The following is a 12,619-nucleotide window of genomic DNA, read 5'->3' as shown; positions in this document are numbered from 1 at the left end:
AACTGTTTTATGCGGACAATACTCTGTTTAATGACAGCCTTTTTTATGGTATTCACTGCCTGTAAAAAAGATGAATACTTTCAGGATTCAGGCAAGCATGATCCTGCTTTTAAAGGAACAACCATGGATTACCTCGATGCGGTTCCGCTCTATTTTGATTCACTGGCCACAGTAGTGAGACTGGCAGGAATGGAAGAGGTATTCAAAAGTGATACCCTGACCTTTTTTGCCCCGACCGATAGAAGCATACTCCGGTTGGTACGTGAACTGAATTACAACCTGTATTATCAGGGATATGACACAATAAAAACGCTCGCTGATGTACCACAGCGCATCTGGCAGAAGTATCTGCAGATGTACATGTTCCACGGTGCCAATGAGCTGAAAGATTATCCACAGATAGATTACAACCTGTTGAATACCTATCCCGGACAAGGATACCTGTCATGGTTTGGTACACCTATGAACATCGGTGTTATCTATAATGATGATAATGGGGTGAAATATGTTGGCTACCGCCAGTTGACGCTTGCATGGATACCGGATCCGGCAAAGCCAAAGGAAAACTGGATCATTGAACGTATTGCTTCCTGTAATATCACCACCTATAATGGTGTGGTGCATACGATCAATGACAATCATCTTTATTTCGGTTTTAGCTCATATCTCTTTGTCTCCGATGTGATCGCTGCAATGGAAAACGGAGGTTAATAAAAAAGTCAGTATCACATGAGAAGAATAACAACAGCAGTGCTGCTGATGCTTGCCATTGGCGCCTGCAAGAAAGATGAAAAATACGAAGATCCTTATGCTGGTGGAAAGGAACCACTGGGTGTACAACTCAGTACGGAAATACCAGCGCCTTCAGAAGCAGCACCGGGTACGGTGATCACCTTTAAAGGGAAAGGACTCGTAAAACATAAGGATGCCCTGCTTTTCAATTTCAATGGAGAACCGGGTGAAATTGTGAAAGTAGATTCCGCCGGCATACAGGTAAAGGTACCCGTTGCCGCCAGTACAGGCGTAACTTCCGCTACCATCGGAGACCAGATTTTTTGGTCCGCTCTTCAGAGTAAGAGGTAATCTGGATATTGACCCTAACTACAAAGTAGTGGTAGGCGCCAACAACTGGGTGAATGATGTGTATCGTTATGCAGACGGCCGGCTTTTACTGATAGGAGATTTTCTGGATTATGAACGTAAAGGCATTGTAAGACCTATCAGCCGGATCGTACTCACTTCCAGAGATGGAGAAATGGATCGTAGTCTGCAATCAGGAAGAGGCGCCGATGGTTCCCTGAATAGTATTGCAGCTTTGCCTAGTGGTAAACTTGTAGTGGGCGGCAATTTTGCCTCTTATGATATTCATCAGGCGGAGATCCATAATATCACAGTACTAAACAGCAATGGCTCAATCGATTCTGTGAGCGTGACCACTTTTACAGGCAAAGACACCGTGCCAGCTTTCAACGGTGGTACTGACGGCCGTATCTCTAAACTGTTTGTCCATAATAACCGCATTACCGCAATAGGTGGCTTCAATTACTACCTGCAGTTTATATATGGTAAATCTGATTACCTGAAAGAAAGAGATTCCCTGATCACAGACAGTGTGCTGGTACGCCAGCTGGTTCGTTTCCTTCCGGACGGTTCTCTGGATTCATCCTTCAATTATGACCTGACGCGCCATAGAAGTTTTGATGGCCCTAACGGCCCTATTGCAGATGCTTATCAGCAGGCAGACGGGAAGATCATTATTGTAGGACGTTTTACCCGCTATAACGGGCAACCGGCGCCATATATCGCCCGCATCAATGTAGATGGAAGTCTGGATCCCGGCTTTGGCGGTGGTGGGGCAGATAACTCTATTCTCTCTATCCGTTTCAATGAAACTACGCAGCGGTTCATCCTATCCGGCAGTTTTATCAAGTTTGATAATGCGCCTGCCAGTGGATTGGTTATGCTGAAAGCAGACGGTACACCTGATCCGCAGTTCAATGTGCGGGGTAAAGCCAGTAATGAAAATTATTGGTGCGCACAGCAGCTGAGTAATGGCATGGTGATCGTCAACGGTAATTTCAACCGCTATGACGGTGTGCATCGCAGTGGCTTCATGGTATTGGATAATACGGGCAAACTGGCTCAGGGTTACAACAATACCGGTGACTTCTCCGGCAACCTTTCCAAAGTATTCGAGACAATCAACTCTTCCGGACAAACACAGGCATTGCTCATGGGACGATTCAACCGTTTCAATGAAAAAGAGATCAGTAATGTAGTCCGCCTGTTATTTAAATGATAAAATTAACCGCATATATGAAGAAGCTCAGATGGCTGACCATCATCATCGGTGTACTTTGTGTAGCCTGTAACAAAGGCTATGACCGGATGCTGGAAAACAGGGAATATGAAGATACAACCGGTGTGACAGGCAGACAGCCTAAAATACTGTTTCTGGTCGTAGACGGAGCACGGGGTGAATCTGTAAGAAGTGCACAGGCGACTCATTTACAGATGCTGGGAGATAATGCAATCTATTCATGGAATAGCATCAGTGATACACTGAATCTGTCTGCTACCGCATGGGCAGATCTGTTGACAGGTGTGCGCAAAGAAAAGCATGGTGTGGTAAAAAGTGATTTCAGTGATAACCGGCTGTCACAGTACCCGGTGTTCTTCAAATACATCAAAGCCCGTATGCCCGATTTTCGTATTGCAGCATACAGCGCTTCCGACTCATTGGGTAAAATGCTGATCACCGATGCAGATGTGAACCGCACTTTTGCAAATGATGATGACGCGACAGAGTTGGCAATAATAGATGAATTGAAGATCGATACCGCCGGTCTCATATTCGGTCAGTTCGGACAGGTTGCCTCTGCTGGTAAAGCATATGGTTATGATGTAAGTGTACCGGAATACAAAGCCGCTATCCAAAGAGTAGATGATTACATCGGTAATATCATGAACGCATTGAAGCAGCGTAAGAACTATGCACATGAGAACTGGCTGGTGATCGTTACCTCCGGTAATGGCGGTCCGCACGAACTCAGACCGGAAGAAGATGATGGTACGATTCTCAGCAATCCTAAGATCAATACTTTCACAATCTTCTATTCTCCGCGTTATGTGCCCAATTTTATTGACCGCCCTTACACAGGTAACCGTTATACCGGTAAGTCTGTCAGACTGTATGGTAAAACTGCTGCTACCGCCGTATATGCAGATATCAATCAGGGGAAAGAAGATCTGAATCTCGGTAAGACCAATGAAATGACCATTGCTCTGAAGATCAAAAAGAACAAGACGATCTATGGCGACTATTCCTATACTTATCCTAATATCATTGGTAACAACCTGTCTGATGACTGGTGGAAGAACACCGGCTGGAGTATGTCTCTGGAAACAAATGCATGGGGTGTACACTACGGACAGAATGGTGCCGGTTTCAATATGGTGACCGGCGCTAATATCAGTGATGGTAAATGGCATGACCTGACTGCAGTATTCCTGAACAGAGATAATAAACGTTTCATCCGCCTGTTCACTGACGGTAATTTCAACACAGAACAGGAAATTACCTCTTATGGCAATTTCGACAATGGTTCGCCGCTCACATTGGGTTGGGTACCGGCTAACGTGGTGGATGATAATCGCTGGCTGAATGCCAATGTTACTGAGATTCGTTTCTGGCGCGCCGCTTTACCGGATAGTGTGATAAGGACCTATGTGTGCGCGGAAGAGCTGCCATCTTCTCATCCTTACCGGGATTACCTGATCGGATACTGGCCTTGCCGGGATGGCTTTGGCGGTGTCTTCAAAGATCAGTCGGAATACCAGCATGACTTTGTCATACATGGTGCTTATCAATGGGATGATTTTAATGATCTGATGTGCCCAAGTACCGCCACCAATCTCGCACAACTGGTGCCACAACCGGTAGATGTAGCGCGTCAGGTGCTGAACTGGCTGCAGATAGCCGCAGATACAAAATGGCAGATGGATGGAAGGGTATGGGTCACCTCTTATGCCAGCCTCTGAACATTTATTTAAAAACCGCAAATACGTTGATATGAGTCGCAATATATTCCCTGTGCTGTTGCTGCTATGTCTGTCAGGATTATGCTCCTGCAAGAAGAATGAAAAGTTTAACGACGAACAACTGTCGCCGGTAAATGTCTCCATCCGTAGTACCAACGGACGCATCACGGTGCCGTCGGGTAATAATTACACCCGGACTGTTGATAACGTCTCTATACCTGTCGGTATCGTGCTGTCTGCCACCGCGCCTAAGATATTCACAGTAGATGTACATGTGAATAATGATACGATCCGGCATATGATTGACGCCGGACAACTGGGAGACGCTGTATTACTGGAAGAGAGTTATTATCAGCTGGCTAAAACCGCTGAAGTCAGGTTTGGTATCGATACACTGTCTATTCCTTTGCAGGTTAGCATGCAGGCGATAGAAAAGTATTACGGTAAGACACTGGCGCTGGCTGTCAGCCTCGCAGATGTGGGAAAACACAATACATTGGACGCCAGCGGAAAGATGGCAATCATATTGATCAATACAACAGAAGTGATCAGACAGGAGGATATACATTATCTCTTCTTTACAGGTGGCGGTAGTGTATTGCAACAGCCTTCCGGTACGGATCACACGTTGGGTACCAGCTTTGTAGTATTGCCGGTAAGTGTAACGCTTGGTGGTGTAGCCGGAGGATCTTTTGCGGTGAATATCAGTACCAGCGCTGACACTGCGCAGGCTTTGATTGACGATGGTACACTGGCAGGATCTACATTGCTGAAAGAAGGAGATGATTATACCATTCCTTCTACTCTGAACTTTCCTGCCAATAGCAATACAGCAAGATTCGATCTGGTAGTAAAAACAGAATCACTGAAAAAGTATGAGTTGAATAAACCTGTACTGGCCTTAAGTCTGAGTAACCCTACCCGTCACCTGCTGGATGAGACACGTAGCAAAGTGGTAATGAAACTGGATCCTTCCAAACTGATAGAAACGGATATTACCAACACCAATATTGGTTATAAGACACAGTATGAGAATACCAGCAATGCAAACGAAACCTCTGGTAAATTGATTGATAACAATGTGAACTCCAAGTTCCTGTTGTTTGATTTCTCTACTTTATGGGCACAGCTGGAATTCGCTACACCGATAACTACAGGTGCTTATACCATGACTTCTGCTAATGATGCACCAGAACGTGATCCTAAGAACTGGACGCTGGAAGGGTCAGACAATGGTTCTGACTGGACAGTGTTGGATACCCGTACAGATCAGTCTTTTGGTTCCCGTTTCCTGACGGTAAAATATACTTTTTCCAATCAGGTAGCTTTTAAGTTCTATCGCCTGAATATTACAGCGGTGAAGAATGCCACCTTATTCCAGATGGCCGAGTGGAGACTTTTAAAGCGACCATAAACTTTTTCCTGTTCCCTCGAAATCAGGAGGTTTTAGATCCGCAGGCCGGCAAGTTTGCCGGCCTTTCTTTTTTCTGAATATTAAATGAATTTGCCTTCTTTAAAATTATACGTTCTGGCTTTACCGTCACTCAGGGATAGTATCAGTATTTTTCCGGCTTCGCCGTTACTGTTATCTGATCCGCCGGAAAGGATAAATAACTGTTCTTTTATCTGCAATACCTTACTGATATTACGGAAATTGGTAGGGATATGCCAGCGTTTGTTGCCACTTGTATCGACGGCTGTGATCATAATGGTGGCATTGGACGCAATAGACGCTTTGTGCAGTATGATATGACCGTCATCCGGCAGGCGCAATGCTGTCTGTGTATTTTGATTACCCTGCTGATCAGTTCATAGGCACCTTCATAAAAACCAGGTTCATTCTTATTAAAAATGCTGCTGTCAATACCTGTCGCCTTCAAAAACCACCAAAAAGAAATACATCTTCACTCATTTGTTTCAGGTCAGTAACCGGATTGGAAGCTGCTGTGGTATAGAGTGAGCGTCTTGGTGCTTCTTTGGTGCCATAAGGTGGGGCTTCGCCCTTCTGTAGTAGTGCAAGATCATTGTCATCCATAAAGGCATACAATTGCCCATTCTCTTTAGTGAACGTTACCAGTTGCCGGTGGTAATTGCTAATGGCGGTCTTACTGATCAGTTGTTGTTTCTCATTGAAGTACTTAACAATATTAATACCCGGTGCCGGACGCGTTTGCAGGGTATTTCCATCCAGCAGATATGCCAGTCCGTCGGAGCCTTTTATAACAACTGCCTGCAGGGAATCATCGTAGAGGTAGTTACTGATGAAATCAGGAAATAGTGAGCTTTCGTTCATTAACTTATCTGCTATACCTTTCAGGTCTTTATTACCGGCCACCAGTTGGCCATCTTCTTTATTGATCACATACAGTTCGTTCCGGGAGAAAAAAAGATATTTAGCAGACTGTCCCAGCAACACTGCATCTCCCCAGTTCTTCCCCAGATTATTCTTTGCGTTCAGCTTAATACTCCATAATTTTTCTCCTTTTTCCAGATCGAATGCACAGGCATAATAACTGGAGGAACCGGATACACTGGTTGTGCCGCCACCCTTACGTACAGCATGTGCGTTAAATTCTTTCAACACGGCAGCCAGCACTGTTTTACCTTCCTGTGTATAAATGACGGCATCACTTTGTATAGTTTTTCTGCTATGTTCATGCATAGTGGAAAAGATGATGTACAGTAAACCGGCGGTAAACAGAATAACCACTAAAATCGATAGAATAATTAAGAGCCTGCTGTTTTATTCATATTTGTATTTAAAAGTCGCTACAGGACCACAAGTTATTAATTTTATTAATTTGGGTGTGTTTTAAAGTATTATATCTATGTTTAGAATCATACTGCTACTGTTAACGCGAATGCCTGCAATGGCTCAGACTGACAGTCTGCGGGAGCATATCAGGGAACAGAGTCAGACGGTGAATGAGCATATCAATCAGTACAGAAAGACGGCGGTGAATATGGAGGGAACCAGTACCAGCAGAATAGTCTATTTGTGAAGACAGAGACAGATTATCTGAAAACGGCTGTAGATTTGCGTAAAGTTATAAAGACGGGCCCTTACATTCAACGGGACTGGCAATAAAACATATGACAGACATATGAAGATTACATTAATACAGGGAGATATCACCCAGATAAAAGCAGATGCCATCGTAAATGCCGCTAATTCTTCTTTATTAGGCGGAGGTGGTGTTGACGGTGCGATACACAGGGCGGGTGGTCCTGCAATACTGGAAGAGTGCCGGAGGATCAGAGATAAACAGGGTCGGTGTGCAACTGGTGAGGCTGTGATTACTACGGCAGGTAAACTGCCTGCAAAATATGTGATCCATACGGTAGGGCCTGTATGGAATAAAGGGAATGAAGAGGAAAAGAGATTACTGAGAAACGCTTATATCAATAGCCTGCTGCTGGCTGTAAAGAATGGTGTAGAGACAATTGCCTTTCCGAATATCAGTACCGGCGTATATCATTTTCCAAAGCAGATTGCTGCTGAAATTGCGGTAGCTGCGGTAAAGGAATTTCTGGCACAGGATAACAGGATCACTAATCTGATATTTGTGTGTCATGAGAAAGAAAACTATGATATTTATTCGGAGTTATTATCGAGAAATTAGGCGGGTATTGGTGTTTCAGATAACCAGTGCCCGATAAGTATAGCGCGCAGACAGATAAAAATGTCTGCGCGTTTTTCTTTTTACCACTTCATTTTGTACTTTATATATTCAAAGCAAAAGATGATGAAAAAATTCCCGTTATTATTACTTGTACTCTGCTGTTGCATGCCATTGTTTGCGCAGCAATTCAACGGTCTGGATATGAACATGGGTAACCTGTACCGTTTGTCCGATGCGAAGACCCGCTCTATCAGCCCTGAGAATTTTACCGGTGAAAAAGGAAAAGGTGGAATGGCAGTACCGCAGAAGGATGGTGCACCAAATACCGCTAATGCTTCCGGTCCGGCACGTGAACTGGGGCAGGGATGGAAGGTGAATCCTTTTGTGATCATTAAACCCGGACAAACCTTTACGATGGCCGAAATAACAGGTCCGGGCGCGATCCAGCACATCTGGATGACGCCGACCGGTGTATGGCGTTATTCCATCTTAAGGGTATATTGGGATGATGAAAAGGAACCTTCTGTAGAATGTCCGGTAGGAGATTTTTTTGGAATGGCCTGGAATGAATACGCACCGTTGAACTCAATGGCGATCACCGTCAATCCGGGAAGTGCTTTCAATAGCTACTGGATGATGCCTTTCCGGAAGAAGTGTCGTATTACCATGGAAAATATCAATACAGAGCAGATGACGTTGTATTATCAGGTTGACTATACATTAACCGAAGTACCCGATGATGCCGCTTATTTCCATGCGCAATTCCGTCGTACCAATCCGGATACAACATCAGATTATATATTAGTCGATAATATCAAAGGAAAAGGGCAGTATGTGGGTACTTTTATGGCGCTGGGTGTGAATAATTCCGGTTGGTGGGGTGAAGGGGAGATTAAATTCTTTATGGACGGAGATAACAAATTTCCTACTATCTGTGGTACGGGTACCGAAGACTATTTCTGTGGATCATACAACTTTGACCGGGGAGGAAAGTATACTGAGTTCTGCACACCATACGCCGGCTTACATCAGGTAATACGCCCGGATGGTACTTATCGGGCGCGTCAGCGATTCGGTATGTATCGCTGGCATATCATGGATCCGGTGCGTTTTGATAAAGATCTGAAAGTCACTATACAAGACCTCGGTTGGCGGGAAGGTGGCCGCTATCTGCAGCAGCATTCAGATATTTCTTCTGTGGTGTATTGGTACCAGACGGAACCGCATCAGCCATTTCCGAAACTGCCTGTAAAAGACAAACTCGAAGTTTATTGAGCCAATGCTTTGGCTAATACCAATTCCAGTTGCTTGCACAATTCACCAAAACTGGAAGGTTTGGTAAGAAAATGAGCAGCGCCCATCTCAGCAGTTTCTATACCGTCTTTTTCTCTCAACGAAGTAGAGAAAATAACAACAGGGATGTCGCGGTAGGCGTTCTTCTTTTTGATTTCAGCGAGGAACTGTTTGCCATTCATTTTAGGCATATTCAGGTCCAGAAAGATAAGGTCACATTCCAGGCTTTCATTCTCCAGCATGCGCAGTCCTTCTTCTCCGTCAGAAGCAAAATAGCAGGTGGCGTCACTGTCAACTATAGACATTGCCTCTCCGAAAAGCTCCTGATCATCCAAATCGTCGTCTACCAGTAAGATTACTTTTTTAGCCATATGTGCCGCAAAAGTAGCGATATTCCCTGTACTAATATGTATATTGAGCAGATTGTTTGTGTTTATTTGATATTACATAAATAAAATATAAGTATGTAATTTGCTACCATTAAAATTTCCTGGTGCCTTTTATATGACTACCTATTTCAGCGCGGAACAACGGCGGATATTGCGATATTCCTGGATACCTATGATCATTGTATTGTGTTGTTTTCTCTGGGTTGACCTGCTTCGCCCGAATACTGAAACAAAGGATAGTACTGCTAATTATCTCTTATCGGTATTGGCATTGTTACCATCGGCATTATTACCGGCATATGAGTTTTTAATGAGGGGAAGATACCGGGATATGATTTTGATGATACTGCTTGCCGGAGTGAGTGTAGGGATAAGATCCGTGGAATTCTGTCAACGTATGCAGCAGGGGCAGATATTATATGGCTTTAGTACATTGCTGATAGTCTTAGGCCTTAGTTTCATTATTTTAAGTCTGCGTGCATGGTTGCTGGAATTACGCAATATATGGCTTACTACTCTACTGGCTGTGTCAGCGACTTATTTTACGCAGTCTATATTCACACAGATTAATCTTTTCACTGACAATATCGTTATGCCATTTTATATGCGGGAGCTGATAACATTGCCTTTTAAAATGGCATTGCCCGTACTCTACTTCGCTGTACTTTTTCTTACAGATAATGTAACGCAAAATGCCGGTTACTGGAATAAACTCCAATCTAAATTGCAGGTGATCAATGCAAAAGAGTATTTGTTGTTGTCGCTTTGCTGTATCTATACCGGTTTCTTTGGTCCCGTGGCGCTGGGGTGGAGCCTGCTGGCCGTTTATGTTAAAATGGTGGGTGGCATTATGCCTGATATGGACTATTTCAGCATCTCTGTATTGGTTATACGAAGTCTCGTTTTTCTGGTTGCTTGTCTGTCAAAGGGATATCTGTTTCGTAATATCGTTATCAGCAGAATGATGACCACCGGCAGGAAGAACGCGTGGTGGTTCGTACTGCATTATTTGCTACCGCTCAATATCTTTACTATAATAACACTTGCAACAAAAAAGACGATACATACTACGACTGAAGAAAACCTGCAATGCTATCTTTCAGAGAGAAAATCATCTGTTGGTACAGTGCTCATGTATACAGGTTGTATAGGCAGGTTAATCATAGCAGGTTTATTGGGCATACAGGTATTCAAAAACCCTGATTTTTCCATGATGGCGATCGCTGTCACCTTGTGCTGCTGCGCGCTGCTTTATCCCTTTCTGCGCCGTCATAGCTCAGTTTTCATCACCGTTACTGTCGTAAACACTGTGCTGCTTTGCTTACTTTGTATTGCGGCAGGCTATGACACTATTGTCGGCCTCTTTTTTATGACTGTTTATCAATATGTTTTTGTGTTTCAGGAGGTTTTCTACCCCACGCCGGATAATATTGAAGGAGGAGAGGAGCAGTTTGCGCTTGTTAAATAGAGAATAAGTTTAATATAAGTATGTAACTTACACTATCAAAAATCCCTATAACCTACTTTTATGACAACCTATTTCAGCGCTGTCCAGAGACGCGTGCTCAAATTTATCTGGATTCCCGTACTCATTTATCTGGCTTTTCATCTTCCGGCCGACATTCATCAGCAGAATTTTTATAAAAGCCATTCTGGCGGGCCGGACTACCTGTCTTCTGTGTTGTTTTTTCTCCCCTTTTCATTCGCTGCAGGGTATGAATTTCTTATGCGGAAGAAGTACAAGGAAATAGCATTCATGATACTGCTCGCACTTGCCGTGGGTGGACTGGTTACGTTCGAGTTTTTTTTCCGGTTTAAGGCGAAAACTCACTCATATGGTCCCTTATCCTTAGCGCTGGCTTTGTCTGCCAATTTCTTATTGCTGGCAGTACGGGCTTATTTGCTTGGCGGTTCGAAGCTGTGGCAGCGGGCATTGGTAGGATTGGTCATTACCTATTTTACTGCTGCATTGTCCAGTCACATTTTTTCCTTTACAAATCCGTTTTATGGTATGGATTTCTGGCTGCGGGAAGTGCTCACTTTGCCATTCCGGGCCTTGTATCCTGTTTTGTATTTCACTGGTTTATTCCTTGCTGATAATCTGGTATCGGAAGAGGGTTATCTGGAAAAACTGAAGTCAAAACTGGAACGCATCAACAGTAAAGAGTATCTGGTATTGTATCTCTTTCTGTCAATGGTATGCCTTTTCGGTGCGACCGCCTTTGGCTTTAACCTCAATATGTTTCTTAATAAGGTCATGGGATATCGCTCATTTGAAACCGGCTATTATTCGGTATATGTAGTGATGGTCTTTGTAGTTTGTTATGGCACTGTATGTGCCGCTGCGGGCTATCTGCTGCGTAATATCATTATCAGCCGTATGAACACTATCGGTAGTGATAATGGCTGGCTGTATGTACTGCATTATTCTATCATATTGAATATCATTCCCGTAATAGTCTGGAGTAATGCCGCATCCGTTCATGAAACAGAAGAAGAGAATGCAGTTTTCTATCTGACCAAAACACCTTCTTCCATAGGTATGGTAATTATGTGTATAGGTACTGTCTGTGCGTTTGCGACTGGTTTTTACCTGCTGTCGGCAATGAGTAAATATCATTCTTCCAATGGTTATGCACTGGGTTTTGCTGCACTTTGTATTTTCAGTTCCCTGTTACATCCGATGCTGAGGAAGTTTAAAGAAGCCGTATATCTGGTATTGGCATTAAATGGCATCTCGATATTGTTATTTACACTGATTTCCAGAGGAAAAGAGGGTATGTATGTGGGCAGTATGATCATGGCCGTTTATCTCTCCTTTTATGTATTGATGGAAGTGTTTCATCCCAATCTGGATAAATATCAGTTGCCGGAAGAAACTTTTATGGATGAAAAAAATCCCGGTGAAGTCAGTTTTTAAGAGGCACTTAGATTTTACTGAGTCAGGAAGGTGTCTTGTACATAAGCCGTAGATACCCCGTAGATAACCCGTATATAAGCCGTATCTATAGGAATGGCTTATATACGGCTTATATACGGGATATCTACGGCTTATCTATGAAAAATCTACCTGATCAGGTAAAATGCGCACCGGATTGATGATAGCGTTTGTTGATCCCGTTTTACAATAGGAAAATTTTCCAGCCGGTGCATGAAATGCAGCAGTAGCTTTACAGGGTAGAAATTGTTGCAGCGGAAGTGTTACTATTTTAGTGCGGCATTAGCTGGCACATGATGCCTCAGCTCCTGATATTACAAATGTTAACAGCTTAT

The 12,619-nt window shown here is 43.6% G+C and carries 13 protein-coding genes; 10 read left to right on the top strand and 3 right to left on the bottom strand.

What is annotated here, in order from left to right:
* The first annotated feature begins 30 nt into the window (after positions 1-30).
* Genes FEF09_RS06580 through FEF09_RS06560 form a run of 5 tightly spaced genes read left to right on the top strand, consistent with a single transcriptional unit; the run spans position 31 to position 5,455 of the window.
* A complete protein-coding gene (locus FEF09_RS06580; protein WP_146304387.1) occupies positions 31-711 on the top strand; it encodes a hypothetical protein in 681 nt (226 codons plus the stop codon).
* 18 nt (positions 712-729) lie between these two features.
* Positions 730-1,083, top strand: coding sequence for a DUF5008 domain-containing protein (locus tag FEF09_RS06575; RefSeq protein ID WP_146304386.1), 354 nt, complete (start codon positions 730-732; stop codon positions 1,081-1,083).
* 28 nt (positions 1,084-1,111) lie between these two features.
* A complete protein-coding gene (locus FEF09_RS06570; RefSeq protein WP_146304385.1) occupies positions 1,112-2,299 on the top strand; it encodes a delta-60 repeat domain-containing protein in 1,188 nt (395 codons plus the stop codon).
* A 17-nt stretch (positions 2,300-2,316) separates the two neighbouring features.
* Entirely contained in the window at positions 2,317-4,041 is a 1,725-nt protein-coding gene (locus tag FEF09_RS06565) for an alkaline phosphatase family protein (protein WP_186774223.1), read from the top strand.
* A gap of 31 nt (positions 4,042-4,072) precedes the next feature.
* A complete protein-coding gene (locus FEF09_RS06560) occupies positions 4,073-5,455 on the top strand; it encodes a discoidin domain-containing protein (RefSeq protein ID WP_186774222.1) in 1,383 nt (460 codons plus the stop codon).
* A gap of 80 nt (positions 5,456-5,535) precedes the next feature.
* On the opposite strand, the gene FEF09_RS06555 is transcribed toward FEF09_RS06560, so the two are convergent.
* Together FEF09_RS06555 and FEF09_RS06550 are read right to left on the bottom strand one after the other, a co-directional pair.
* Positions 5,536-5,814, bottom strand: coding sequence for a hypothetical protein (locus FEF09_RS06555; protein WP_146304382.1), 279 nt, complete (start codon positions 5,812-5,814; stop codon positions 5,536-5,538).
* 103 nt (positions 5,815-5,917) lie between these two features.
* Positions 5,918-6,751 (bottom strand): PA2928 family protein, encoded by an 834-nt coding sequence (locus tag FEF09_RS06550; RefSeq protein WP_315898148.1) that lies wholly within the window; start codon positions 6,749-6,751, stop codon positions 5,918-5,920.
* Positions 6,752-6,869: 118 nt separating this feature from the next.
* Between FEF09_RS06550 and FEF09_RS30630 the strand changes: the two genes are divergently transcribed.
* The 3 genes from FEF09_RS30630 (at position 6,870) to FEF09_RS06540 (ending at position 8,939) form a co-directional block, all read left to right on the top strand.
* The gene (locus FEF09_RS30630) at positions 6,870-7,043 is read left to right on the top strand and encodes a hypothetical protein (RefSeq protein WP_186774221.1); all 174 of its coding nucleotides are present in this window, start codon (positions 6,870-6,872) and stop codon (positions 7,041-7,043) included.
* 102 nt (positions 7,044-7,145) lie between these two features.
* Positions 7,146-7,664: an O-acetyl-ADP-ribose deacetylase gene (locus FEF09_RS06545; RefSeq protein ID WP_146304380.1), complete on the top strand. Its 519-nt coding sequence runs from the start codon at positions 7,146-7,148 to the stop codon at positions 7,662-7,664.
* A 120-nt stretch (positions 7,665-7,784) separates the two neighbouring features.
* On the top strand, positions 7,785-8,939 hold the full coding sequence (locus tag FEF09_RS06540; protein ID WP_222596929.1) for a glycoside hydrolase family 172 protein: 1,155 nt from the start codon (positions 7,785-7,787) through the stop codon (positions 8,937-8,939).
* Here the strand turns inward: FEF09_RS06540 and FEF09_RS06535 are convergent.
* Complete coding sequence (locus FEF09_RS06535; RefSeq protein WP_146304379.1) at positions 8,933-9,328, bottom strand: response regulator; 396 nt, start codon at positions 9,326-9,328, stop codon at positions 8,933-8,935. The two genes, FEF09_RS06540 and FEF09_RS06535, sit on opposite strands and share 7 nt — an antisense overlap.
* Positions 9,329-9,518: 190 nt before the next feature.
* Between FEF09_RS06535 and FEF09_RS06530 the strand changes: the two genes are divergently transcribed.
* Together FEF09_RS06530 and FEF09_RS06525 are read left to right on the top strand one after the other, a co-directional pair.
* Positions 9,519-10,814, top strand: coding sequence for a hypothetical protein (locus tag FEF09_RS06530; RefSeq protein WP_146304378.1), 1,296 nt, complete (start codon positions 9,519-9,521; stop codon positions 10,812-10,814).
* Positions 10,815-10,874: 60 nt separating this feature from the next.
* The gene (locus FEF09_RS06525) at positions 10,875-12,266 is read left to right on the top strand and encodes a hypothetical protein (protein ID WP_146304377.1); all 1,392 of its coding nucleotides are present in this window, start codon (positions 10,875-10,877) and stop codon (positions 12,264-12,266) included.
* Positions 12,267-12,619 lie beyond the last annotated feature (353 nt).

Source organism: Chitinophaga pinensis (assembly GCF_007896845.1).
In the GTDB taxonomy this organism is placed as follows: Bacteria; Bacteroidota; Bacteroidia; order Chitinophagales; family Chitinophagaceae; genus Chitinophaga; species Chitinophaga pinensis_C.
This window is presented reverse-complemented; position numbering and strand designations above follow the sequence as displayed.